A 25,596-nucleotide genomic window follows, 5' to 3' on the forward strand; every position below is an offset into this window, starting at 1 on the left:
AAACCGGATGTTTTTAGTGTCAAACGCGCCATGGATGGCATAGCGTTTGACCATGGATGGCCCTTATGCTGGGGATGTCGGCGATTGCAGAACGCCAAGCCTTGGCCGACCCGCTGGACATTTTTTGTTCTGATAAAATCGCAGCGACGCAAGGGGCCTAGGTGTCGATGGACGAAGCACGACCAAATTCAAATTGCTGGGCCATGCAATCACGTTGAGCGAAACCATCAACCGACAAAAGGCATAAAAAAAGCAGGCGCAGCTTTCAGCATTTGAAAACCGCGCCTGCCAGGAAGGGGAGACGAATTGTCGATAATTGCAAGTTTCGTTATAAAAAATGAGTAGAGCAAGAGGCTTAGCTTTTGTTTTTCACTTTCAAGGCCACGAGAGCCGAAGCGACAGCTGCGGCGATTAGAAAGAGGAATGCCATGTCGAAGGAACCGTGGTTCAAGTCGATCAGGTAGCCCATGACCCAAGGGGAGATGAAACCGGCTACCTGGCCGCCGAAGTTGACGGTGCCGGAACTTGCGCCCATTATTTCCTGGGGAATGGAATCGATGACCAGACCCCAAAAAGCGGCGAAGGCCAGGAAGAGGAATAAAGCCGAAATGCATTGGAAGGCGACTGCCAAGGAAGCAGACGTGACCGTGAAGGTAAAGTAGAGAAACACCGCAGATAAGAGCGTACTGGGAATGAACAACCACTTCCGGTAGCCCTTGAAACGATCGGAGAGGTAACCGCCTGCCAGCATGCCGATCGTGCCGACGAAGAACGGCAACGAACCGTAGATGCCGGTCTTGATCAGAGAAAAGCCTCTGACTTTCATCAGATACGAAGGCAGCCAGGAGATGAAGCCCCAAAAGGTGATATCGAACAGGAACCAGATCAGAACCATTTGCCAGATCATTTTACTTTTGATGAACTGGCTGAACTTTATTTCCTTGGTCTGCTCGGCGCTGTCGGCGTTCGACTCGGCCAACTCGCTCAGTTCGGATGCGCTGATATGCGGATGCTGGGCGGGGTTGTCCTTGATGTAGAACCAAATCAGCAAGGCGATAAAGATGCCGGGCAGGCCTAAGGTGACGAATACGCTCTGCCAGCCGAAGGCGGCGATGATGCTTGCGCCGATCAGGGAGGCCAGCGCCGGGCCCAGCGTATTGACCGAAGCCTGGATCGCGGTCGCGGTCGCCCGTTCATTGGAAGGAAAATAGGTTGCGATGGTCTTCCAGGAAGAACCGGGGAAACAGCCTTCGCCGACGCCGAAGACGAAGCGGCAGAGCAGCAAAAGCGGATAGGAAACGACAAGGCCGGTAAGGCTTGTGAAAACAGACCACCAGGCAATCGCGAGCGCCATGACCCGCCTGGGGCCGAATTTATCGGCCAGCAGACCGCCTGGGATTTGAAAAAGCGAATAACCGGCGAAAAAGGTGCTGAGGATGATTCCCTGTGAAGCGGCATCGAGCTGAAAGTCTTTCCCGATGAAGGGCAGCGCGATGCTTACGACCATTCGGTCTAAAAAGGAGAATAACCAACTTACCCACAAGATGCTGAGCACAGAATAGCGAACTTTCCAACGGAATTTACGCTGTGGAGAAGTAGACAGGGATGTCACGTGAATTCCCCCTAATTCTTTTTGTGGTATACGTCTAAAGCGGCTTGAACAGCATCACCTAGGGAAATCTTGGCATGATGGCGGTAGAGGACGGCTTCGAGAGCGCTCAGCACATGAAGTATATTTTTTTGTCTGCAGCTGTAGCCCATGCTGCCGATGCGCCAGATCTTGCCTTTCAAAGGGCCGAAGGAACTGGCGATTTCGATTTCGAAATCATTCAGGAGCATCGCGCGAACGGCTTCGCCGTCGATGCCGTCCGGGATGGAAATCGCGGTCACGACAGGCAGTTTGGCGGCGCTGTCGCCGTATAGATTGAGGCCCATCGCTTTTATTCCGGCGGTAAGCGCCGCTTCATGCAGCTTGTGGCGGGCAAACCGTTCTTCCAGTCCTTCTTCCAAGACGAGGCGCAGACCTTCGCGCAGTGCATACAGCATCGAGGTTGCTTCGGTATGATGGTTCAGGCGGACTGGACTCCAGTAATCCATCAGTTGGCTAAGGTCGAAGTAATTTGTCCGGATCAGGCGGTCCTGTTCCGCGTCGTACGTGGCGGGATCGGCCAGGCCGCGTTCGATTTTCTTGCGCTGCAAGAGGATTTTTTCGACGCGGGCATTGAAGGTGATCGGCGCCATGCCGGAAGGCACGGAGAGACATTTTTGCGCACCGCCGATCGCGGCGTCGATTTTCCATTCGTCGACTTTGACTTCCGTGCCGCCGAGCGTTGCGACCGCATCGACGACAAAGAGAACATCCTGTGCGCGGCAGGCTGCGCCGATTTCTTTAAGCGGCTGCATGCAACCGGTGGAGGTTTCGCCATGCACCATTGCGACGATTTTCGGTTTGACTCTTTTTATTTCATCTATGACGACTTGCGGCTCAAATACGCTGCCCCATTCCGTTTCGATGGTAGCTACCTTGGCGCCGTAGCGCTGGGCGATTTCAACCAGCAGATGGCCGAAGCGGCCGTAGATGGGAACGAAAACGAGATCGCCGGGCTCGATCAGGCTCGCTAAGACGGCTTCGATGCCGGCGCGCGATGTGCCGTCGATTGGAAAAGCCCACTGGTTTTCGGTCTGGAAGACACGGCGGATCATTTCCATCGTCTCGTTCATAAGCGTGGTAAAGGCGGGATCGAATTGCCCTAAGATGGGCGTGCACATCGCGCGCAAAACGCGCGGATCGACTTCGACAGGGCCTGGCGTCATAATGGTTCGTAAGGTGGCGTTCAGTTCTTTATACATGAGCGTGTGTCCTTTCTTCTTCACTTGCGCGATATTCCATATTCTCCAAAAACCTATGCCAGGCGGCATAGGTTTTTGTTTAATGTGAATTATCTTATTTCTTGTTCGAAAAAAATGCAATAGAAAAACGATCTTTTTGCAGATGCTACTGTACACATGTAAAATTATAAACGCTTTGTCTGCATAAGTCTTCGCGGCTTTTGGATAAAAACACACCCTCTTTTTATCCAAAAGCGACAAAAGACAGAAAAATGAAAAAGGGTTGAAGTTTCGAGAAGGTTTTGTTGTCGTGACGTAGAAAAGAGCTAGTGCCAAATCTGTTTCTTTTTCTTAAGTTGATGCAGTAGACTCTCTTTGCAGATGCGTTTTACTGAACAATGAAAAGGGGGCAGAAACAGAGATGAATAAACGTAGTTTGGGTCTTACGCAAAAATTGATTCTCTCGTTCATCACGATTTTACTCATTCCCAGCGTATGCATCGGTTGGTTCTCCTATAAAACGGCATACGACAAAGTGGAGCAGGCGATGCTGGAAAACGCCAATGGCAATGTCGTCATGCTCAATCACACGCTGGATCAAATGATCGGCGGCACGAAGAAAGAAGTGGATTTTTTGGCCAACCGTTTGCCGCTGGGCGCGATCGGGCCTGTCCAAGGCGATGAGGACGCTTTTGTCCGCGCGATGCTGGATGCGTACAGAGCGAAGAATCCCGAAGTGGAATTGGCGGCGGTGGGAACCGATAAAGGCGTTTACATCAATTCGCCTAAAAGTGCGGTGAATCCGGCAGGCTATGATCCGCGAAAACGCCCCTGGTATATGATGTCATCCGAGAATAAAGGCAAGCCTACGGTGATCAATCCGTACGTTTCGACCAATAGCGGACAGGTGGTGGTGACGGTTGCGCAGACGGCCGACGATAATCACGGCGTCGTCTCCGTCAGTTTGTCGATCAAGGCGCTGACCGATATCGCGAGCCAGATCAAGATCGGAAAGGAAGGCTATATCTTCATTGTCGATAAAAACCGCAACATGCTGGTGCATCCCACGATAAAACCGGGGACGAAGAATGAAGACGCTTTGATCGAGGAGATGGCCAAGCAGAAAAACGGTACGATCCGTTATGAATACCAGGGCGAGAAGAAGCTCGTCTTCTTTACCACGAATGAGATGACTGGCTGGCTGATTGCGGGCACGATGGCGGAAGCGGAAGTGGCGGCCAGCACCCGATCGATTTTGCTGACGACGGCGGGCGTGATCGCGATATTCCTTGTCGTTGGCGGCATCCTGATTTATCTGGTGATCGGTTCCGTCAGACGGCCGTTGGTCGCGATGGTCGACGCTGCGGAACGAATCTGCAACGGCGATTTGACGGTGGAAGTGCCGGTCACGTCGCAGGACGAATTGGGCAGGGTGAGCGCGAGCTTCAATAAGATGAGCGCGGCGCTGCGCCGTTTCCTGCGGCAGATACAGCAAACCGGCGATCATCTGTCGGCTTCCAGCGAGCAGCTTTCGGCAAGCGCGGGCGAGTCTTCGCAGGCGGCCTGTCAGGTGGCGGATGCGATTACCGATGTGGCAGGCAGTATGGAACGGCAGCGCAATTCGGTGAAAGGCACAAGCGCTGTCTTAGAAAAAATGACGGCAAGCATGGGACAGGTCGCGGTGCATAATGAAGCGGTTGCGAAGCAGTCGGCAAAAGCCGCAGCGAAAGCGGTCGACGGCAGCGACGCGATCAGCAAAGCGGTAGGACAGATGGCGAAAATCGAGCAGACGGTCAATAGTTCTGCGCAGATTGTGGCAAAACTGGGCGACCGTTCGAAGGAGATCGGGCAGATCGTCGATACGATTTCCGGCATTGCCGGGCAGACGAATCTGTTGGCGCTCAACGCGGCGATCGAAGCGGCCAGAGCCGGAGAGCAGGGGCGCGGCTTTGCGGTCGTGGCGGATGAAGTAAGGAAGCTGGCGGAACAATCGCAGGAAGCGGCCAAACAAATCGCCGCATTGATTGCTGAGATCCGGACCGATACTGATATGGCGGTCAGCGCGATGAGCGACGGCACGAAAGAAGTGGAAATGGGTGCGGCGGTCATCCATACCACGGGGCAGGTCTTTGAAGAAATCACTGCCGTGGTTACGGATGTTTCCGTTAAAATGAATGATGTCACGGCGGATATCGCGCAAACCGTAAGCGGCAGCGAACAGATCATCGCCGCAATGAAAGAGATTGATGCGATGAGCAGAAAAGTGGCGGAAGAAGCGGACACGGTTTCGGCGGCGACGCAGGAACAGACGGCTTCGATGCAAGAGATTGCTTCCGCCAGTCAGGTGCTGTTGCAGTCGGCGCAAAATTTGCAGGATGAAGTGAATAAGTTCCGTCTGTGATAAAAAAAGGGGACGGTCTCAAAAGAGTTTTTTGAGACCGTCCCTTTTTCGTATGAAGCTGTAGCGACCGATGCCTTTTCCTGTCTGTTTTTTAAGGCGTTTCATTGCCTGCGTTCGCCTTATCGTCTAACCAGCTGAGGATTTCTTCGTAAACAAAGCGGCCGGATTCATCGCTGGTGTCCCGGTCGAAGTCATGCGCTTCGCGGTAGAGCGTGAGGAGGCGGGCGTTTGGAATCTGTTTGCTGAGGGTCTTTGACATCCGGTAAGGCACATCGGGGTCCAGCGTTGCCGCCGCCAAGAAGGTCGGCGGAAAGACCGCCAGTGTTGCTTCGTCCAGCGAATAGTTCGCGGGATTTTCGTCGCCGCAGAGTTGCTTGAGCCACGTTCCGTCCTGCCTTGCTTTTATGTAGAGCGAAAAGCGCAGCGCGATGGGGCCGTAGGTCTGCGGCGCGCCAAGAACGATTTTGGCGATGGTTTCGTCGGGGACGGGCGGCAGTTTGTTGTAAAATTTGCTGGGCGCAGCGAATTGCGGCTCGTCGAGTCTGGCATAGCCGTAGAGGCTGATGACGGCGAGCGGCGGAGTTGTTTTGTTTTTTAGCAGCAACGCACAGAGCATCAAGGAGAGGTAAGCGCCGGCCGAACGGCCGAACAGGATATAACGTTCGTTCTGCAGATTGAATCCGTCCTGCCGGTTTGCAAAATAAAAAGACAGCGCTTCAAAGGCGGAGCGCAGGATCAAAGGCAGCGGCGCTTCGGGCGCTAAGGGATAATCGAGCGCGAGAAAGTCATAGCCTGCTGCTAAAAATTGCTGAAGGTAGGGGGTGGGAAGATCGTCTCGTGTTCCGTAGAGCAAACCGCCGCCGTGAAAATAAAGAACGGTTATGTTTTTTCGTTTACTCTTGGCCCGGTGCAATTCGAAGGTCAACCGGATATTTTCTTTCGTCGTAAAGCAGAATGATTCTGCGTCATTCATTGAGTTTTCTCCCATCGATCAATTTGAACAAGCGGGTTGCGATTTGAATTTGAAGCAGTTCTTCTGAATTGCTGAAATCAAGCGTAAGAATGCTTTTTATTTTTTCAATGCGATAGCGTACTGTTTTGGGATGGAGGAAAAGTTTTTCCGCGGTGTGATTATAACTTTGGTTTGTGTCCAGAAATGTTTTTAGCGTTTCGAAGAGCTGCGGGTATTCGCGTCCGAACGCGGCGATTTTGGGCGAGATGAATTTTGTAAGATCGTTTAGGTTGTTGGAATCTAAGAAGAGTTTGTAAATGCCGAGTTCTTCGTACGGCAGGATGGTGTTTGCATTGTGAAATAAGCGCAGCACTTTTTGCGTGTCCAGAACTTCGCGGTTTGCACGGGGGATGCTTAGTTTTTCCACGTGCGAGCTGATGCTGACATGGTAATACAGATCTTTGAAGAGATTGTTTTCCGTCAGGCTGTTCATTGCCTTTTCGATTGCGTCTACAGCAAGGCTGGGCTGGTTAGCGCCAAAGTTAAGGATGAATGCGACGACATCGAGCTTTTCGAGGAAAACAATATCTTTAAAGATGGATTTGAACTTGAGTCGCAGGTGACGTAAGGCTTGCGGCAGGATGTTTTTGTCCAGATGCTTGTGTTCGTCTTGCGGGTACAGCTTGATCAGCATGACTTGATAGTATTTGTGCTTGTTGATGCCAAGAGATTCGAGAACTTCGTCGATGTCTTTTTCCTCGTAGAGCCGGTCGTTTAATAAATCGCCGATGATGTTGTTTTTCTGTTGGAATAAGTTTTGCGAGATTACGTAGTTTTTCAATAGCTCCATCTGCAAGAACTTTACGGCATTTTCGATGATCATGAAGTCTTCCGGACCGATTTTCTCCGGCAGTTCGTGGATGACAAGCTCGTAGTCGTCATAGCCGAGGTGGGGGATGTGAACGCGAAGTTGGGTTCCTTTCGTTTCGGGAACGAGGCCGTTGTAAACGACAGTCCGGCGCTCGTATTTGAAATGCGCATATTTTTCCGTTGAAACATCGCTGACGCCAAGCAGGGTCACGTCGCAAAGGGCAGGCGTGGTGGCGACTTCCGTTCCCTTCGTTGCATTGATGAGACTTACATCGCGTTGGATCATTTTTTTGAATTCGCCAAGGATGGTATTCAGGGAAGGCATCTTCAGCGCGAGGCTCGTCAACTCGCTGTGCACTTCATAGTATTTGTTCAGCAGATTCATATTGTTGTTGATGATCGGGCCTAAGATGGCCAGAATGATGGCCTCGTATTTCACGTCCTTGCCGATTTGAATGAGCGGGATCAGATATTTGTCGCAAAGCTCGATCATCCGCCCTGGAATCTGAGGAACCAGCCGGTCGATCTTTAGGATGATCGCGCTGATTCCGACGCTGTGCAGCTTTTCGAAGAACACATCCAGTTCCTGCTCATCCAGATTTTGCAATGCGAAAAAACTGGTGAGCAGCACTTCGCCGGAGCGTCCCCAGTTTGCGATGTCGGTCGCTTCGAGGATATTGACGCTGCTGATTTCATTAAGAATCCCGTTCTTGCCGGCGATTAGTTTCGCGTCGCAAAGCGAGGGGATCTTCAATATATCTTTGATGTTCAAAGTCTTGCTCCTTTATCCTTTATGTCTAAAAAAAACGCGATTTTGTATAATTTCATACCAATGATAATGCAAAAAAACAGTGGTATAATGACGGTGAATTCACAATTAACAAAATATTAACACACGTAAAGGGGAATTGAAATGCTATATACGGTAATTAAGAAAAATAGTTATCAGGATTCTATTAATCTTATGCTGCTTACCAACTCGATCAATACTCTTGCCGGTATAACGAAGTGTTCGATCATGATGGGGACGGATGCGAATAAGGATATCCTTAAGAATAGCGGCCTCTTTACGCCGGAAGGCGAAACGGCGACGCCGAGCGATATGATCATCGTGCTTGAGGCAACGGATGAAAGCGTCATTGAAAAAGTGCTCAGCGCGACCGAGGTCTTTTTAAATGATCTGGCGGTCAAGAGCAAAAAAGAGAAAACGCAAAGCGTGACCAGCCTTGACGCCGCGCTGGCTGAAATGCCGGATGCCAACTTAGCTCTTTTTTCGATACCCGGCGAATACGCTGCCGGAGAAATCGAGAAAGCTTTGGATAAGGGAATGAACGTGTTTTCTTTTAGTGACAATATTGCGCTGGAAGAGGAAGTGCGGCTTAAACGAAAAGCGCATGAAAAGGGCTTGCTGCTGATGGGGCCGGATTGCGGTACTGGCATTATCTCCAGCATCCCGATTGCGTTTACCAATGTTGTACGGCCTGGCAACATCGGGATCGTCGGCGCTTCCGGTACCGGAATTCAGGAAGTCACGACAATCATCGACCGACTTGGCGGCGGCGTTGTCCATGCAATCGGGACCGGCGGACGTGATTTGAGTGAAGAAGTCAACGGTATAACGGTGCGCGATGCGATTTTAGGTCTTGAATATCACGACGCGACGGACGTAATTGTCGTGATTTCAAAGCCGCCGGCGCCGAAGGTCAGAGATGAGATCGTCGAGCTCTTGCACAGTCTTTCCAAACCGGTTGTGGCGATCTTCTTAGGTGAAAAGCCGGAAGGCCACGAAGGCAATGTCTACCTGGCGCATACGCTGGAGGAAACGGCCATGATCGCAGTCGATCTGGCAAACAATCGTCCTGTGAAAGCGAATTATCTGGAAACAGCGACATTTGAACCGACGACGACGCTGCCGATGCATAAGACGGTCAAGGGCTTGTATTCCGGCGGTACGCTGGCAGCGGAAGCGGGCATGCTGATTGCCGAAGCGCTTGGCCTTGGCAAGCTGATTAAGCAGGAAGGATATATCCTGAATGCGAACGGTTACGAAGTGATCGATCTGGGCGATGATATTTACACGCAAGGAAAACCGCATCCGATGATCGATCCGGAAGTTCGAATCAAGAAGATTAAAGAGTATGCAAGCGACGAAAATACCGGAGTCATCCTGCTGGACTGCGTGCACGGCTACGGTTCGCATCCGGATATGGCAGGCGCGTTGCGCGACGTTATCAAGGAAAGCAAAGAAACGGCGAAAAGAGCGGGACGGGACTTGTATTTCGTGGCAACGGTATGCGGAACGCAAAGTGATCCGCAAGACTATGGTGCCGCGATAAAGACGCTGAGAGAATGCGGCGTGCTGGTGGAAGAAAGCAACGCGAAAGCGGTGCGCCTTGCTCTTAAATTGAAAGGCATTGTCTGTAAAGAAAGCGATAAATATGTAACGGAACGAAAAGCGGCTAAAAAAGCGTTGCCGAAGCTGAGCGAGAGCGTGATGGATCTTTTGCATTCGAAACCGCGCATCATCAACATTGGCTTGGGCAGTTTCACCGAGTCGATTCTGGCATACGGCGGCAGTGCGGTGCAGTACACCTGGAAACCGGCGGCAGGCGGCAATAAAAAAATGATCAAACTGTTGCAGCTGCTTTCGAACAGGGAAGAGCTGGAAGCGGCCAATAGTCAGGTGGTCGAACAGCTGAAGAATTCGCAGCCGTTCTTGATGGATGTCGTTCCGGCGAAATCCGTGGTGGAGGTTTTGAACGGCAAGGTGCTGCTGCATGCCGGACCGCCTATCGAATTCAAAGACATGACGGGGCCGATGCAAGGTTCCTGTATCGGAGCGGTTTTATTTGAAGGTTGGGCTGCGGATGAAGTGCAGGCACGCTGCTTATTGGAAAAGGGCGAAGTGAAATTCATGCCCTGCCATCATGCCAATGCGGTAGGGCCGATGGGCGGCATCACCTCAGGCAACATGCCGGTTTTGGTCGTGGAAAACAAGCTCGATGGTTCGGTAGCCTACTGCATCATGAATGAAGGGATCGGCAAAGTGCTGCGTTTCGGCGCTTATTCGGAAGAAGTCATTACCCGCCTGCACTGGATGAAGGATACGCTTGGCCCGGTGTTGTCGAAAGCGTTGAAGCGCAAGGAAGGCGGACTGAACTTAAATGTGGTCATTGCCAAGGCGATTACCATGGGCGATGAATTCCACCAGAGGAACATTGCCGCGACGCTTAATTTCCTGAAAGAAATCACGCCGCTGATCACAGAATTGACGATTGATGAGAAAGAAAAATACAGCGTCATCAAATTTTTGGCGGATACAGATCAGTTTTTCCTGAATATCATGATGGCCGCCGGCAAATCGATGGTCGATTGCGCGAGAAAAATCAAAAGCGGCACGGTGGTTACGACCATGGCAAGAAACGGACGCGAGTTCGGCGTACGAATCAGCGGCATGGGCGACGAATGGTTCACAGCGCCGGCGAATACGCCGAACGGTTTGTACTTTACGGGGTATTCGGAAAGCGATGCCAATCCGGATATCGGCGACAGCGCGATAACGGAGACGGTAGGCGTCGGCGGCATGGCGATGATCGCAGCGCCGGGCGTCACTCGATTTGTCGGTGCAGGCGGCTTTGACGATGCGCTGCAGGTATCGAATGAAATGGATGAAATCTGCATTGCGAACAATTCCAACTGGAGTATCCCGACCTGGGACTTCAAAGGCGCGTGTCTGGGCATTGACGCGCGAAAGGTTGTCGAGACCGGAATCACGCCGCTGATCAATACGGGGATCGCGCATAAGAATGCCGGCGTAGGTCAGATCGGAGCCGGTACGGTCCGCGCGCCGCTCGCGTGCTTTGAAAAGGCGCTGTCGGCTTATGCGAAAAAATTAGGCTTGGAAGTGGAATAAAATGAAGGCTGAAAATGGAGAGAGGAAGAGCAGTTTCTTGCCTCGTTGCCTGAACGGGCGTTATGCGGGGCGAGTTCACAGCAAATTCAAGCGTGGGATCAATCTGGAGTTTACGGATTGTTTGATTCACCTCGGCGTTGATAAAGCGCCTCTCTCCGCGATGGGCCTGAATATAGAAGAAGAAAAAATGACCCGACTGCTTGCGGCTGTACGCATTGACGATATCGTCATCAACAAAGACGATGCTTTGCTCTTTTATAGCATCCAAGGCGAAATGCCTGTTGCGTATGGAAACTTGAAAGAGATTGATTTGAAGCTCAGAGCAACCGCGTTATCCAGAAAAAAAATAACCGACAGTTTTTTGTATAGACGGTTGGAAGACTGTGAATGGGAATCGTGCATCGGAATCGCATTGGATGAAAAAACAAGCGAATCTGTCACGCTGCTTTTGCAGTCTGATAAATCCGATGCGCAAATGAACGGGCAGCTAATCGCATTTTTCATCGGCAGGGGAAAAGGGCTGACGCCGAGCGGAGATGATATTTTAACCGGATTTACCTTGGCGCTGCAGCTGTTTGGCGACTTTGCCGTCTGGAGGAACAGTCTTGAGAAGGAGGTTGCGAAGAAACGAACGACATCGGTCAGTTTGGCCTATTTGACGGCCTTGCTGCAAGGCTATGCAAGCGAACCTTTTATCACACTTATCAATGCGCTGGATGAGGAAAAGAATCAGATCATAGAGGAAACGCTGGAAGAAATAAAACGGCTGGGCCATACATCCGGCAGTGACACGTTATTCGGACTTTTTCTCGGGTTGCAGTTTTTAGCGAAGGAATAGGAGGGCTTATGATGGAGATGACGTTGAATGAAATCCAAGAGACGATGGATTGGCTGGCTTCGATCAGTGACGGCGAGGGGCCTGGGACGACGAGACTGCTTTATTCGCCAAGCTGGTTGACCGCGCAAACGAAGCTGAAAGAACGCTTTGAAGCGCTGGGTATGCGCTGCCATTTTGATGCGATCGGCAATTTGTACGGTACGCTGGAAGGGAGCGAAATGCCGGAGAAGACGATTGCGACTGGGTCGCACGTCGACACCGTGGTCCGAGGCGGAAAACTGGATGGGCAGCTTGGTATTTTCGGCGGCTACCTGGCTGTGAAAAAGCTGCTTGAAGTCTATGGGAAACCGAAAAAGAGCATCCAGATTATTTCGATGGCGGAAGAAGAAGGTTCACGTTTTCCTTATGTTTTCTGGGGCAGCAAGAACATCTTTGGTCTGGCGAAAAAAGAAGACGTCGCAGCGATTAAGGATGCGGATGGGATCGGTTTTGTCGAGGCTATGCAGAAAGCGGGCTTTGACTTTAGCGAAGCGCATCAGGAACGGACGGATATAGAGGCTTTCATTGAACTGCATATCGAGCAGGGGAATTTTCTCGAGGAAGAGCAGTTCACAGTTGGCGTCGTAAATTCGATCGTCGGACAAAAACGTTACAATATAACGTTGAAAGGCGAGGCCAACCATGCGGGGACGACGTTGATGCGTTATCGCAAAGACACCGTCGAATGCATGGCCCGCATCATCACGCAGTCCATTGATAAGGCGAAAGCTGCCGGTGATCCGCTTGTTCTCACGTTCGGCAAAGTCGTTCCCAGTCCCAACACGGTCAATGTCGTACCCGGCGAAACTTTGTTCACAATGGATTGCCGCCATACGGACGCTGCTTTCTTACAAGAATTCACACTCGGTCTTGAAAACGATATGAGGAAAATAGCTGAGCGCTATGGCATTTCGATTGAAATTGACAATTGGATGAATGAGAAGCCGGTGTTGATGGATGCGAAAGTGGTAGAGACTATTGAAAACGTCTGTCGGAGTAAAAACCTGAATTATAAGCTCATGCACAGCGGCGCCGGTCACGACTCGCAAATTTTTGCGCCGCGCGTTCCGACGGGAATGATCTTTGTGCCGAGCATCAAGGGGATCAGCCATAATCCGGCGGAAGATACCAAAGTGGAAGATCTGCGTGAGGGAATCAGGGCGCTCGCCTATACGCTGCATGAATTCGCCTATTAATGAAATGATGAAAGGATGTTTATTATGAGCACAAAAGCGTTAGCAGGATATCCGGAGAATTATTGGAAACGCCTTGTCTTTACGTTCTGTATGGGATGGACCATCATTTGGGTGTATCGGGCGATGCTGTCGCCGATTTATCCTGAGATTCAAGCAACGATCGGACCGCAAACGAATGCGGCCATGGGCATTATCGCTTCGTGTTATTTCTTTGGTTATACGGCTTTGCAGATTCCATCCGGCTTCTTAGTCGATCGGTTTGGTCAGAAGAAAGTGTTGATACCGGGCTTTATTATCTTTGCCGCCGGTGTTTTCAGCATCGCTTCCGCCACATCGATCATGCCGATTTATATCGGTGCGGTTTTGGCGGGCGTCGGTTGCGGCACGTATTACGGCTCGGCCTACTCGTTGACGTCGCAACATGTTCCGCCCGAGAAGAAAGGGCTGCAAACGGCTATCGTCAACAGCGGTTCGGCGCTGGGGATGATTCTTGGTATGACCGGATCCAGCTACTTTGTTAAGACAATGGGTCTGCCGTGGCAGACGATGGTTATCGTTTCCGGTTGCCTGTTGGTTTTTCTCGTTCTCTGGTTCTTCTTTGTCATCATTGAGCCCAGCAAGGTTGCCCCTGCTGCTAAGGACGCCGCCGACAAAGCGGCTGCGGCGGACGTCGTCGAAACATCAAAAGGATCGATGTTCCGTCCGTCTCTGCTGACTTGCTACCTGCTCTATTTCACGACCTGCTATGCGTATTATATGATCGTGACCTGGTTGCCGAAGTTCCTTGAAGCGGAACGCGCCATCAAGGGCGGGATGATCGGACTTACGGTATCGATGATTGCGGTTACGGCTGTACCTGGGGCGTTGTATTTTGCCAGAATGTCCGACAAGAAGCGCGACAAGAAAGCAAAGATCATCCTTTTCCTTGAGATTGCCGCCTTTATGCTGATTGCCGTTTCCATGTTTGTACCCGATACGACCAGCCTTGTTATTGTCTTACTGCTCTATGGATTCTTGGGTAAAATGGCCGTCGATCCGGTTCTGATCTCCTATGTCTCCGACCAGGCGGATAAGAAGACGATGGCTACGACGCTGGGAACGTTTAACTTCTTCGGGATGTCTTCGTCAGTCGTGGCTCCGGCTCTTACGGGCTACATCATCGATAAAACCGGTTCAGGCGTCTGGGGCTTTTATTTGGGCGCGGCGCTCTTGCTGGTGGGTGCGCTGGTCTTCTATCTGACAAATGCCAAGAGCGCGAAATCGTTAGAAAAGGCAGGTGCGTAAGCATGAGCTATCTGAATCAGGTTACCGGATACAGAAACGGTCTTTTGAGCAACCGTTCGATCATCAAAAGAGGAAACTATGCGCTGATCGAACCGGACGGGTTGGTTAAGAATGTCATTCCCGGTTTTGAGAATTGCGATATCACGATTCTCGCTTCGCCGAAACTCGGCGCCAGCTTTGTCGACTATCTGCTGACCATCCATGTAGGCGGCAAGAACGAAAGCGGCTTCGGCGTTGCCGATGAAGAAACGCTGCTCTATTTGATCGAGGGCGAGCTTACAATCAAAGCGGGGGAAAAAAAGTGTTCGCTCGAAAAAGGCGGTTTTGTCTACTGCCCGCCGGGAACGAAACTGTATTTCCACAACGAAAGCAAAAAAGAAACGAGAGCGTTCCTGTACAAGCGAATCTATAATCGGCTGGAAGGCTTTGAACCGTATGTCGTCACCGGGAATACGGAAGCGATGGAATGGTCGATATACGAAGGCATGGAAGATGTTTTGGTAAAAGACTTTTTGCCGAAAGACCTGGCATTTGACTGCAATTTCCATATCCTTAGCTTCAAACCGGGCGCATCGCACGGCTATATCGAAACGCATATCCAGGAACATGGCGCATATTGCCTGAGCGGACAGGGGATGTACAATCTCGATAACGATTGGATTCCGGTGCAAAAAGGAGATTACCTTTTCATGGGCGCGTATTGCCCGCAGGCCTGCTATGCGGTAGGCCGCGAGGAAAACTTCGCCTATGTGTATTCCAAGGATTGCAACCGCGATGTGAGTCTTTGATCTTGCCGCGCATGAAGAGGATAGGCTGCTCATAACGAAACAAAGAGGGGTATGAAAATGAACAAACAATTGGTCATCGCCTTAGGAGGAAATGCGCTTGGAAATACTCCCGATGAGCAGAAGGAAGCAGTTTCGGCTGCTGCCCGCCACATTGTGCAACTGGTCAAAGACGGCTACCGCATCGTAATCGTCCACGGCAACGGACCGCAAGTCGGGATGATCAATTTGGCCTTTGAGCTTGCATATAAAGAAAATGCCAATGTTTCCGTGATGCCGTTTGCGGAATGCTGTGCGATGAGCCAGGGGTATATCGGTTTTCATTTGCAAAATGCGCTGCAAAACACATTTTTGGAGCAGGGCATGGCAACGCACGTATCCGCTGCCATTACGCAGGTGATTGTCAAACAGGACGACCCGGCTTTTCAAGAGCCGACAAAACCGGTCGGTCTGTTTTACTCGGAAGAGGAAGCAAACGCAATCGCCAAGGAACGCGGTTATACGTTTATCGAGGATTCCGGCAGAGGTTTTCGTCGCGTAGTCCCTTCGCCGGAACCGGTGGATATTAAAGAAAAAGGGACGATCCGCTGTCTGATGGAAAATGGCGATGTCGTAATTGCCTGCGGCGGGGGCGGTATTCCGGTATATTGCAAAGACGGCTTGCTTCACAGCGTTGACGCCGTGATCGATAAGGATAAGGCCGCGGCTAAACTGGCGGATGTCATTGATGCGGACTCGTTTATCGTTTTGACGGCTGTACCGCGTGTTGCGATTCACTTCGGCAAACCGGAACAAAAATGGCTGGAGCGCATCAGTATTGCTGAGGCGAAGCAATATAGCAAAGAAGGTCATTTTGCGCCGGGTTCGATGCTGCCGAAGATTGAGGCGGCGATCAAGTTTGTTGAAGCCGGAAACGGCAGAAAAGCGATTATCACCTCTCTGGAAAACGCATATAATGCAGTCGTGAAAGATCAGGGAACGATAATCGGATAAATAAGGCGGCCGCTTCTGCCGGCCGCAGACCTGCCCGTCTGCCACAGTTTATTTTCATTAACTCCAACTTATGCACTTTAGGAGGACCAATGAATCAGTTAGCAAGCAATGAACGGATTAAGGTCTTGGTAAACGGACGCGAAGTGGAAGTGTATAATCATCTGACGGTTTTACAGGCTCTGCAACAGGAAGACATTCACATCCCGCATCTTTGCTACGATATCCGGCTGGAACGGTCGAACGGCAATTGCGGTTTGTGCGTGGTTGAAATTGAGGAAGATCATTTTGTGAGGGATGTGAAGTCCTGCCAGACGCCGATTAAAGCAGGCATGAAGATTGTTACGAACAGTCACAAACTGGAAAGCTATCGAAAAGTACGTCTTGAACAGATTCTTTCCGATCACAATGCAGATTGCGTCGCGCCTTGCGTAATGACCTGTCCGGCTAATATCGACATCCAACTTTATCTGCGGCATGCGGCGAACGGAAACTTTTCCGCGGCGCTACAGGTCATCAAGGACAGCAATCCGTTTCCGGTCGTGTGCGGTCGCGTTTGTCCCCATCCCTGTGAGGCGCAGTGCCGTCGCAGTCAGGTCGATTCACCGGTGGCGATCAATCATGTCAAACGCTTTGTGGCAGACTTAGATCTGGCGGCTGAGGCAGCCTGGCTTCCTGTTAAAAAAGAAAAGAGCGGCAAAAAGATTGCGATTGTCGGCGCTGGGCCATCGGGACTTTCCGCTGCGTATTATAGCGCGGTCAACGGTCACGATGTGACGGTGTTTGAACGCCAGCCGCACGCGGGCGGCATGATGCGATACGGTATTCCGGAATATCGTCTGCCTAAGGCGACGTTAGACAAGGAAATCGACAGCATTAAGAATCTTGGCGTGAAGATCATGACGGGAAAAACGCTTGGCACGCATATCCGTCTGGAAGAACTGAGCGAGGATTTTGATGCCGTATATATGGCAATCGGTTCCTGGCGCGCGACGCCGATGCAGGTGGAAGGAGAAAATCTTGATGGCGTCTGGCTTGGAATCGAGTATCTCGAGCATATAATCAAGGGCGGCGAGGTAAAACCTTCCGAGGACGTCGCTGTCATCGGCGGCGGCAATACGGCGATTGACTGCGCGCGTACCGCACTGCGCAAAGGGGCGCAGTCCGTCAAGCTGATTTATCGGCGCACACGGGAAGAAATGCCTGCGGAATCGAATGAAGTCGAAGAAGCGTTGCGGGAAGGCGTGGAAATGCTCTTTTTGATGGCGCCGAATAAAATTACGGAAGCGGGCACGAAAAAAAGGCTCCATTGCATCAAAATGAAATTGGGTGAACCGGATCGTTCCGGGCGACGCAGACCGGTGCCGATTGAAGGCAGTGATGAGATCATTGAAGCAGATGTCATCATCGGGGCTATCGGACAAAGTACGAATACGCAATTTCTCTATAATGACCTTCCGGTAAAGCTCAACAAATGGGGCGATATCGAAATCAACGGAAGAAGCTTTCAAACTTCGGAACTGAATGTGTTCGCGGGCGGTGATTGCGTCACGGGCCCTGCGACGGTGATTCAGGCGGTGGCTGCGGGACGCCATGCTGCGGAAGCTATGGACAGTTTTTTGATGAAGGGCTATATCAAAGAATACAACAGGGACTATAGCTGCAGCCGGGGATCGATGGAAGATCTGCCGAAATGGGAATTTGAGACGCTGCCGAAAATCGCGCGCTCTGCCATGCCGACAATCGAACTTGCGCAGCGCAAAGGCGGTTTTTCGGAAGTGGAGCTGGGCTATGACGAAAGTGCGGCAAGGCTGGAAGCGGCGCGTTGCTTGAAATGCGGTTGCGCGGAACGCTACGGCTGTGATTTGCGAAAAGAGGCCACTTGTCACGGGCTCGAATACAAAGAACCGTTTCATGAACGTCCATTTATTCCGATTGTGGAAGATCATCCGTTTATCGTAAGGGATCACAATAAGTGCATCTCCTGCGGGCGCTGCATTTCGGCATGCGCTGAGATTGAAGGGCCGGACGTTCTTGCTTATCAGATCCAACAGGGAAGACAGCTCGTAGGAACGAAAAGCGGCCAGCCATTGTCGGAAACGGACTGCGTCAGCTGCGGCCAGTGCGTTAACGCCTGTCCGTGCGGTGCGCTCGATATTCGCAGTGAAAAAGGAAAGGTGTTCCGCGCGATCAATGATCCGAATAAGATGGTGATCGGTTTTGTGGCACCTGCGGTGCGAAGCGTGGTTTCCTCACATTTTGCCGTTCCTTTTGATGCGGCGGCTGCTTTTATGGCAGGGATTCTCAAAACGCTGGATTTTGATAAGGTCTTTGACTTTACTTTTGCTGCCGATCTGACCATTGTTGAAGAGACGATGGAGTTTTTGGGGCGGGTGGAGAAGACAGGCGTTATGCCGCAATTTACTTCGTGTTGTCCCGGCTGGGTCAACTTTGTGGAACGGCGTTATCCGGAGTTGATTCCGCATCTTTCGACCTGTAAGTCGCCGCAGCAAATGATGGGAGCCACCGTAAAAAATCATTTTGCGAAAATGGCTGGAGTCGATAAAAAAGAGTTGTATGTAGTTTCGATTGTTCCCTGCATCGCAAAAAAATATGAAGCGGCACGTCCGGAATTTGCGCCGGATGGGATTCGCGACGTGGATGCGGTGCTTACCTCGAGTGAGATGCTGGAGATGCTGGAACTCAAACGCATCGCAGCAGCAGATATTGCGCCGTCGCAATTTGATGAGCCGTATAAGCGTGTTTCCGGAGCGGGCGTTCTCTTTGGCGCTTCCGGCGGTGTTGCCGAAGCGGCGCTGCGCATGGCGGTTGAAAAAGTGACCGGTGAAGTGCGCGAGGAACAACTCGAATTTCAGGAGATCAGAGGTTTTAACGGCATAAAAGAAGCGACCATTGAAGCGGCCGGCAAAACGATTCGCGTAGCGGTCGTCAGCGGACTTCATAATGCGGAGCCGATTATCGAAAAAATTATCCAAGGCGTCGATGCCGGGTATGACCTGATCGAAGTGATGGCCTGTCCTGGCGGATGCATCTGCGGCGCCGGTCATCCGGTGCCGGAAAAAGCTGGTGTAATGGCAGAACGGCAACAGGTTCTCGTCGATATCGATAAAACGTCGAAATATCGTAAATCGCAAGAGAATCCCGATGTTTTACGGCTCTATGATGAGTTTTACGGTGCGGCCAATTCACCGCTTGCACATCAGCTTTTGCATACCGAGTATGCAGGAAAAAAAGAGAAACGCTAAAGTTCAGTAGGCTGGATTTGAAAAACGAAATGAGAATAAGAGGGGGCCTTTACTATGAGTAGTCAGGAAATGATCGTCGTAAAAAAAGCGGAGTTGCATCAGTTGATTAAAAATAAGTTGATGAAGGCGGGTTTGCCGGATGATCATGCGCAGGAAGTGGCGAACCATTTGAGCTATGCAGACAGCCGCGGCGTGCATTCGCATGGCGCAGTGCGTGTGGAGTATTATTCGGAACGGATCGCAAAAGGCGGCAGCAACGCGAAACCGAATTTTTCTTTCAGAAAAACAGGACCTTGTACCGGCATCTACGAAGGCGATAATGCAGTCGGCATGGTCGTGGCGAAAAACGGCATGATCGAAGCGATAAAAATGGCGAAAGAGAACGGCATTGGTTTTGTCGGCATGCGCGAACTGGGACATTGCGGAACCCTTTCTTATTTCCTGCGCATGGCTACCGATGAAAACATGATTGCGATGTCGATGTGCCAGTCCGATCCGATGGTCGTGCCTTATGGCTCCGCCGATCCTTATTTTGGCACAAACCCGATCGGTTTTGCCGCACCTTGCGCGGGGCGTTCGCCGATTGTCTTTGATATGGCGACTACCGTCGGCGCATGGGGCAAAGTGTTGGATGCCAGAGCGAAAAACAAGCCGATCCCTGAAACCTGGGCGGTAGATAAGAACGGACGTCCTACGACCGATCCATTTGCGGTAGGCGGTCTTTTGGCCATTGCCGGTTCAAAAGGCTACGGCTTGATGATGATGGTGGATATTTTGTGCGGTTCTTTGCTCGGCGTTCCATTTGGCGGTCATGTAAGCTCGATGTACGCCGACCTTTCCGCCGGACGCGAGCTGGGGCAAATTCATCTGGTCATTAATCCGGATTATTTCACGACGCTCGACACCTTCAAGAACAATGTAAGTAAGATGGTGGGAGAAATTCATGAACTCCGCCCCGCGGAAGGGTTCGACAGGGTGTTGGTTCCCGGTGAATCTTCCGAGAAGAAAGCGCTGGAATATGAGCGCAACGGAATTCCGATCGTAAAGGAAATTTATGATTATCTTGTAAGCGAAGACGTGCATTACAACCGTTACGAGGGAAAAAGCGCTTTCGCATCGGATACGCTGGATTAAAGGAAAGACAAAGGACAAGGAGTGGTCTCTCGACAACTCCTTGTCCTTTTGCTTCAATCGATGGTGTCAAAACGGGCAGCTGTTGCCATTCTGATCTACTGTCTCACGCAGAAGAAAAAGATCAAAGCAATGTCGAGCATACTTTTTTCGGCAAAAGTGTTAAAGAAAAGAAGGGGCGAATGCCTAACTATCCAATTAGATAATGAACTTCATTTAAATAGATAGTTAACATTTGCGACGATTTGTGATAGATTGTATATATTGGTGTTTTTGGCAAATAAAAAAGACGGTAAAGAAGCCGTCATTTTTTTCGCAATAATAAATGTTGACATTTTATGTTAAGGGTATTTAGTCCTGCTTTTCACTAAGCTATGGTGGATATAAAAATGAATAAGGCAAACCTGTTGAAAGATAGGGACGCAAAGCTATGGGTCTAAGGACGAGGGTCTATGACTGCCAAGTTGCCGGTTTGTAATAAACTGTACATCATTGGCATCAGTCTGTAGTCGGACGGATGCCATTCGTGTTTATAGATAGACGGAGGAGAATTCATGCTCGAAGTATTCAAGGCGGTTGAAAAAAAACGCAAGGAGTTGGAAGAATTACGGATTATCATTCAGGCGACGGGGATTACGTATCGTCAACGGGGCGAACGCTCCATAGCGGAACATGTTGAGAAATTAGAAGAGCAGGTGGAAAAAGCAGTTCAGATTTTGCGCATGGAAGCGTGAAAGGAATCTATCAGGGGCTTCACACCATAGGGAGGTTTAGATGGAGATTACAATTGATTTATATGTCACAGTATTAGGAAGCATTTTGGCGGGATTATTCGCATGCAAGCTGTACCGGAAGACCTATGTCTCGAAAAGCATGTTCCGCAAAGAACTCAAATATGTGGAGATACGATCGTGGGAAAGTAAGAGGATAGGCGGCAATAGAGAACGGTTGTTATAACCGTGAAATGGATTCATGATTGATGTTTGTTGCGACAACGGGAGGACAATGAATGAATTTGATTTCAACAAAAGATTTGGTGCCGGGCATGTGCATCGAAAATGATATGGTCGATGCGGAAGGTTTGGTGAAATTACTGGCTAAAGGGGCCGTGCTTGACCAGGCGCAGATCGAAAGGCTTGGCAATTGGGGCGCGTATGTTCGCGTAGATGATGCCGAAGCGGCGGCGCGGCGGCAAGAGCTTGCGGAAAATAAGGCGCGAACGGAGTTTGTAAACAGCTATAAGGAGACAATTGAGAAGATAACTTATACGTTTCGGCAGTTGGAAAGAAACAGATCGGTTCCTATTGTCGAAATTCTTGAGATTGTCGATCAAAAAATCAATTTCTTGGTGGAATCGATCGGTGCGTTGGATTATTTGCATGGCATACGCTGTCATAGCGAGCATACGTTTAACCACGCCTTAAATGTGGCGGTACTGACCGGAATCTTGGGCAAATGGTGCGGCTATAAAGAGGCGGAATTGCGGAACCTGATCTTAGCGGGACTACTGCACGATATTGGCAAGCTGGTTCTTCCTTTGGCGGTGCTCGATAAACCGGGACGTTTGTCGGCCGAGGAGTTTGCCATTATTAAGACGCATCCGAGGGAAGGGTATCGAGTAGTCGAAGCGGATGGACAGATTGGCGAAAATGTGAAGCAAGTGATTTTGCAGCATCACGAAAGAATGGACGGCAGCGGATATCCACGAGGGATGGTCGGCGCTGAAATTCATGAGGCGGCCAAAATTGTTTCTATCGCCGATGTCTATGATGCTATAACATCCGACCGGCCTTATCAAAAGAAAGCGACGCCGTTTAAGGCGCTCGACATCTTGCGCGAGGAAATGTTCGAAAAACTCGAGCCGAATATCTGCATGATCTTTCTCGACAGTATGCGCGATTATTTTACTGGAAGTCGGGTGCTGTTAAGTAACGGAGAAAAAGCGAAAATCATTTCATTTACGCCTAACGTCAAAAGCTTTACAAAGCCGGTTGTCTGCATGTCGAGCGGCGTGCTTGTCGATCTGCAGACAACAGACATATATATATAGCAGAAACCGACTGCTGAATGAGCGCAGTCGGTTTCTGCTATGTATAGCGTAGTCGCGCTGTTTGTATTTTAACAATAGCCTCTAAGCATAAAAGAGATGACGTTTTTATGAAGAATGTTATCTTGCGAAGAGGAAAAATAATTAGGATAAGTAAAGCGGTTGTGCTTTTGAAAAATAATTGTTAAGGTATGTGAGGTGATGGCGGATAGCCGTCAAGGTGATGCGGGACGGTGGTTGGCATGGAAAAAATGTTTCTGGAAATGATCGATCTGGCTGAACTTAAAGACCTGATGGAAGCTTTTTTTGATGTTACGGCCATACCTTGTGCAATTTTGGATATGGACGGAAAAATTCTTATCGGGATCGGCTGGCAGTCGCTTTGCGTGCAGTTCCACCGGAAGAATCCGGCTACATTGGAGCGTTGCTGCGCAAGTGATCGAGCGCTGTTATCGTTAGGGCCGGGTGGAAAGCGTTATCACTATCATGTATGTCTCAACGGCCTGGTGGACGTGGCGTCGCCGCTCTTTGTCGGCGGCATGCAAGTCGGCTCGATCATGCTCGGGCAGTTCTTCTTCGAAGAGCCGGATATAGAATGGTTTAAACGCCAGGCCCATCTTTATGGATTTTTGGAAGCGGAGTATCTTTCGGCGTTAAAGGCTGTGCCTGTCTTTTCAAAAGACAAGGTCGATAAGGTTATGAAATACTATGTCAAGTTTGGCGAAATCTTGGGCAATCTGGCCGCGGAGCGAATGCGCTTCTTAGAGCTGCAAAAGATGTCGGCTACCGATGGGTTGACAGGAATCGCCAATCGACGCTGCTTTGACGCTTTTTTTGAGCAAAGTCTACGCACCGCTGGACGAAAGCGGGAACCGATTTCGTTGATGATGCTCGATGTGGACTGGTTTAAGCAGTACAATGACAGCCAGGGGCATTTATATGGTGATGATTGTTTGAAGGTGATCTCCTCGGTGTTGATGCGGGAGATGAAGCGCAGTGAGGATTTTGCCGCGCGTTACGGCGGCGAAGAATTTGCCGTTGTGATGCCGAATACGGATGAAGAAGGCGCACTGCTCGTTGCGCAGCGGGTCAAAGATAAGATTGCCGCGCTCAAGCTCGAGCATCCGAGTTCGCCGTATGAGTTCGTCACGGTGAGCATCGGCGTCGTTTCGACGCAAGTCGATCCACTAACGAAAAGTTTTCTGCTTATCGATAAGGCGGACAAGGCACTATATGCGGCCAAGCAAAACGGACGCAATCGAATAGAATGCTGCAGCAATTGAGAGCTGTGAAAGATAAAAGGTCCTCAGCAAGAACGGTTGAGGATTTTTTGTGGTATCCGTTTTAAAAAGCTGGTTGCAGGAAGGAAACGAGTAAAGGAGAAGCAAACTTTGTTGCGGCGCTTAAATTTGCTATAATAGTCTGTATGAACAAAGAAAGTTTTTTTGAAATGAGGGTTGGCGTGAAAAAACGAATTATCATGCAGATTATGGTTTGTTTGGTATGTTTACTTGAACTGACGAGTGTGGTTAGCGCGACAGAATTGAACAAGGCGGCGAAAGCCAAGCTGTTTACGGAAATTGTGACGACGCCGGTCTGGTATGAGACAACGGTCGATCTTTCGCAGCTGAAGGAGCGCGGCGATAAACGCAAGGAGAAAGGGCGCGAGCTGGCGCTGCTCGATGCGGAAAACAAAGTGAATGAGCTCTTGATTGCCAAAGTCGTCGCGCAAAAAGAATTTGAAATTGCGAAAGACGCGGTGGACTTTGCCGCGTACGTTAAAATCGTCGAAGAAGACAACGGCGAGAAATACGGTAAGCCGTTCAAAGCTGTGGAAAACGGCAATAAGGTCCTGAAAGCGACCTACCGTTTCAAACTGCAGTGCCAGCAGGTCGATGAAATCAACCCTTTCTTTAACAAAACGATAGCGGAAAGCAAAGGAAGTATCAAAGATTTTAAAGAAACGGCCGATTATTGGGATTTTGTCGCGAACGGCTATGGCTTTTACGAAGGCTTTGAAGACATTGACACCAAGGTGCGCATCACGGCGATGCGCGCGCTTGACAGCGGCTGTGAAGCGATCATTGCCAAAGTCAGCGAGCTTGGCATCAAAGATGAAGAAACTCAGCAAAAGCTGCGTGATAAGATCAAAGAAAATCGCAATTACGTTGGAGAATACGGCATTCCCGGCTTCGCCGTCAAAGCGGAAATTGTAATGACGGTGCGGATCAGTAAAAAGGATGCGGCCATTTCGTTTCTTTAGGCGTGAGAGAACAAAGGCTATGGCGAAGTATCTGCCATGGCCTTTGTCTTTATTATGACTTTAGTCAGTTGAGCGAAGCGAAACAGAAAACCACCCGCTATGCGGGTGGATGACAACTGTTATACAAAAACTCACCACTTTCTTATAATAGAGGGTGTTCAGGCCACTATACAAAGAAAGGACTGGTGAGTTTTATGGGACAAAGTTTAGCACATACAAAATGGCAGTGCAAGTACCACATAGTATTTACGCCGAAGTTTAGACGGAAAATAATCTATGGTCAATATCGTGAAAGCATAGGAGAAATATTACGAAGGCTATGCAGTTATAAGGACGTAAAAATCATAGAAGGTCATCTAATGATCGATCATGTGCATATGTTAGTATCGATACCGCCAAAATTCAGTGTTTCTGCATTTATGGGGTATCTAAAAGGAAAAAGTGCGCTAATGATATTTGAACAGCATGGTAATTTGAAATACAAATATGGGAATAGGCACTTTTGGGCAGAAGGATATTATGTTAGTACAGTAGGGCTAAATGAAGCGACGATCAAGAAGTACATTCAAGAACAAGAAAAACATGATCAAGCAATAGATAAACTGAATGTACGAGAGTACGATGACCCTTTTAAGGGTAACGTGAAGTAGTACAAACATCCCTTTAGGGATAGCAAAAGTGATTAGACCGTAGTGGCTTGAACAAAGTGAAAGCCAGCGTCTTGAGACGCCGGCTAGTAATAGAGGCTTATAGCCTCAGTGCAAACCACCCGTTAGACGGGTGGTTCTGATT

Annotated in this window: 18 protein-coding genes and 1 riboswitch; of the genes, 14 read left to right on the forward strand and 4 right to left on the reverse strand. The window is 50.0% G+C overall.

The features are described from left to right. Window positions 1-355 precede the first annotated feature (355 nt). Both QTL79_RS13850 and QTL79_RS13855 read right to left on the reverse strand, forming a co-directional pair. Window positions 356-1,612 carry an MFS transporter gene (locus tag QTL79_RS13850; RefSeq protein WP_346355558.1) on the reverse strand — a complete coding sequence of 419 codons (1,257 nt, stop codon included), beginning with the start codon at window positions 1,610-1,612 and terminating at the stop codon, window positions 356-358. A gap of 11 nt (window positions 1,613-1,623) precedes the next feature. Beyond that, complete coding sequence (locus QTL79_RS13855) at window positions 1,624-2,850, reverse strand: pyridoxal-phosphate-dependent aminotransferase family protein (protein ID WP_346355559.1); 1,227 nt, start codon at window positions 2,848-2,850, stop codon at window positions 1,624-1,626. 400 nt (window positions 2,851-3,250) lie between these two features. Here QTL79_RS13855 and QTL79_RS13860 point away from each other — a divergent pair, with 400 nt between their 5' ends. Then, window positions 3,251-5,230, forward strand: a complete 1,980-nt coding sequence (locus tag QTL79_RS13860; protein ID WP_346355560.1) for a methyl-accepting chemotaxis protein — start codon at window positions 3,251-3,253, stop codon at window positions 5,228-5,230. A 91-nt stretch (window positions 5,231-5,321) separates the two neighbouring features. Here QTL79_RS13860 and QTL79_RS13865 read toward each other — a convergent pair whose 3' ends face one another. Together QTL79_RS13865 and QTL79_RS13870 are read right to left on the reverse strand one after the other, a co-directional pair. Continuing rightward, on the reverse strand, window positions 5,322-6,203 hold the full coding sequence (locus QTL79_RS13865) for an alpha/beta hydrolase (RefSeq protein WP_346355561.1): 882 nt from the start codon (window positions 6,201-6,203) through the stop codon (window positions 5,322-5,324). Then, entirely contained in the window at window positions 6,196-7,824 is a 1,629-nt protein-coding gene (locus QTL79_RS13870; protein ID WP_346355562.1) for a PucR family transcriptional regulator, read from the reverse strand. Before QTL79_RS13870 ends, QTL79_RS13865 begins: the two co-directional genes overlap by 8 nt. A 141-nt stretch (window positions 7,825-7,965) precedes the next feature. Between QTL79_RS13870 and QTL79_RS13875 the strand changes: the two genes are divergently transcribed. The 13 genes from QTL79_RS13875 (at window position 7,966) to tnpA (ending at window position 25,454) form a co-directional block, all read left to right on the forward strand. Further along, the gene (locus QTL79_RS13875; protein WP_346355563.1) at window positions 7,966-10,965 is read left to right on the forward strand and encodes a bifunctional FdrA/YlbE family protein; all 3,000 of its coding nucleotides are present in this window, start codon (window positions 7,966-7,968) and stop codon (window positions 10,963-10,965) included. 1 nt (window position 10,966) lies between these two features. Next, window positions 10,967-11,803, forward strand: a complete 837-nt coding sequence (locus QTL79_RS13880; RefSeq protein ID WP_346355564.1) for an oxamate carbamoyltransferase subunit AllH family protein — start codon at window positions 10,967-10,969, stop codon at window positions 11,801-11,803. 8 nt (window positions 11,804-11,811) lie between these two features. After that, window positions 11,812-13,038 (forward strand): allantoate deiminase, encoded by a 1,227-nt coding sequence (gene allC / locus QTL79_RS13885; RefSeq protein WP_346355565.1) that lies wholly within the window; start codon window positions 11,812-11,814, stop codon window positions 13,036-13,038. 24 nt (window positions 13,039-13,062) lie between these two features. Next, the gene (locus QTL79_RS13890; RefSeq protein WP_346355566.1) at window positions 13,063-14,322 is read left to right on the forward strand and encodes an MFS transporter; all 1,260 of its coding nucleotides are present in this window, start codon (window positions 13,063-13,065) and stop codon (window positions 14,320-14,322) included. A 2-nt stretch (window positions 14,323-14,324) separates the two neighbouring features. Continuing rightward, a complete protein-coding gene (gene allE, locus QTL79_RS13895; protein WP_346355567.1) occupies window positions 14,325-15,110 on the forward strand; it encodes a (S)-ureidoglycine aminohydrolase in 786 nt (261 codons plus the stop codon). 57 nt (window positions 15,111-15,167) lie between these two features. Continuing rightward, on the forward strand, window positions 15,168-16,100 hold the full coding sequence (gene arcC / locus QTL79_RS13900; protein WP_346355568.1) for a carbamate kinase: 933 nt from the start codon (window positions 15,168-15,170) through the stop codon (window positions 16,098-16,100). An 89-nt stretch (window positions 16,101-16,189) separates the two neighbouring features. Further along, complete coding sequence (locus QTL79_RS13905) at window positions 16,190-19,363, forward strand: [FeFe] hydrogenase, group A (RefSeq protein ID WP_346355569.1); 3,174 nt, start codon at window positions 16,190-16,192, stop codon at window positions 19,361-19,363. 54 nt (window positions 19,364-19,417) lie between these two features. Then, window positions 19,418-20,497, forward strand: a complete 1,080-nt coding sequence (gene allD / locus QTL79_RS13910; protein ID WP_346355570.1) for an ureidoglycolate dehydrogenase — start codon at window positions 19,418-19,420, stop codon at window positions 20,495-20,497. A 384-nt stretch (window positions 20,498-20,881) separates the two neighbouring features. Beyond that, a riboswitch (cyclic di-GMP riboswitch) is annotated at window positions 20,882-20,966 on the forward strand. A gap of 82 nt (window positions 20,967-21,048) precedes the next feature. Next, window positions 21,049-21,228 (forward strand): hypothetical protein, encoded by a 180-nt coding sequence (locus QTL79_RS13915; RefSeq protein ID WP_346355571.1) that lies wholly within the window; start codon window positions 21,049-21,051, stop codon window positions 21,226-21,228. Window positions 21,229-21,503: 275 nt separating this feature from the next. Further along, the gene (locus QTL79_RS13920; protein ID WP_346355572.1) at window positions 21,504-22,544 is read left to right on the forward strand and encodes an HD-GYP domain-containing protein; all 1,041 of its coding nucleotides are present in this window, start codon (window positions 21,504-21,506) and stop codon (window positions 22,542-22,544) included. Window positions 22,545-22,783: 239 nt separating this feature from the next. Then, a complete protein-coding gene (locus QTL79_RS13925) occupies window positions 22,784-23,824 on the forward strand; it encodes a diguanylate cyclase (protein ID WP_346355573.1) in 1,041 nt (346 codons plus the stop codon). A 179-nt stretch (window positions 23,825-24,003) separates the two neighbouring features. Beyond that, window positions 24,004-24,804, forward strand: a complete 801-nt coding sequence (locus QTL79_RS13930; RefSeq protein ID WP_346355574.1) for a hypothetical protein — start codon at window positions 24,004-24,006, stop codon at window positions 24,802-24,804. 194 nt (window positions 24,805-24,998) lie between these two features. Next, window positions 24,999-25,454: an IS200/IS605 family transposase gene (gene tnpA, locus QTL79_RS13935; protein ID WP_346353623.1), complete on the forward strand. Its 456-nt coding sequence runs from the start codon at window positions 24,999-25,001 to the stop codon at window positions 25,452-25,454. The last annotated feature ends 142 nt before the right edge of the window (window positions 25,455-25,596 follow it).

The sequence above is a fragment of the Azotosporobacter soli genome, from assembly GCF_030542965.1.
Taxonomy (GTDB): domain Bacteria; phylum Bacillota; class Negativicutes; order SG130; family SG130; genus Azotosporobacter; species Azotosporobacter soli.

Bases quoted from the DNA above. Each gene is read 5' to 3' on its own strand.
- QTL79_RS13855 (WP_346355559.1), bottom strand. From the start codon at position 2,850: ATGTATAAAGAACTGAACGCCACCTTACGAACCATTATGACGCCAGGC.
- QTL79_RS13860 (WP_346355560.1), top strand. From the start codon at position 3,251: ATGAATAAACGTAGTTTGGGTCTTACGCAAAAATTGATTCTCTCGTTC.
- QTL79_RS13865 (WP_346355561.1), bottom strand. From the start codon at position 6,203: ATGAATGACGCAGAATCATTCTGCTTTACGACGAAAGAAAATATCCGG.
- QTL79_RS13875 (WP_346355563.1), top strand. From the start codon at position 7,966: ATGCTATATACGGTAATTAAGAAAAATAGTTATCAGGATTCTATTAAT.
- QTL79_RS13880 (WP_346355564.1), top strand. From the start codon at position 10,967: ATGAAGGCTGAAAATGGAGAGAGGAAGAGCAGTTTCTTGCCTCGTTGC.
- allC (WP_346355565.1), top strand. From the start codon at position 11,812: ATGATGGAGATGACGTTGAATGAAATCCAAGAGACGATGGATTGGCTG.
- QTL79_RS13890 (WP_346355566.1), top strand. From the start codon at position 13,063: ATGAGCACAAAAGCGTTAGCAGGATATCCGGAGAATTATTGGAAACGC.
- allE (WP_346355567.1), top strand. From the start codon at position 14,325: ATGAGCTATCTGAATCAGGTTACCGGATACAGAAACGGTCTTTTGAGC.
- arcC (WP_346355568.1), top strand. From the start codon at position 15,168: ATGAACAAACAATTGGTCATCGCCTTAGGAGGAAATGCGCTTGGAAAT.
- QTL79_RS13905 (WP_346355569.1), top strand. From the start codon at position 16,190: ATGAATCAGTTAGCAAGCAATGAACGGATTAAGGTCTTGGTAAACGGA.
- allD (WP_346355570.1), top strand. From the start codon at position 19,418: ATGAGTAGTCAGGAAATGATCGTCGTAAAAAAAGCGGAGTTGCATCAG.
- QTL79_RS13915 (WP_346355571.1), top strand. From the start codon at position 21,049: ATGCTCGAAGTATTCAAGGCGGTTGAAAAAAAACGCAAGGAGTTGGAA.
- QTL79_RS13920 (WP_346355572.1), top strand. From the start codon at position 21,504: ATGAATTTGATTTCAACAAAAGATTTGGTGCCGGGCATGTGCATCGAA.
- QTL79_RS13925 (WP_346355573.1), top strand. From the start codon at position 22,784: ATGGAAAAAATGTTTCTGGAAATGATCGATCTGGCTGAACTTAAAGAC.
- tnpA (WP_346353623.1), top strand. From the start codon at position 24,999: ATGGGACAAAGTTTAGCACATACAAAATGGCAGTGCAAGTACCACATA.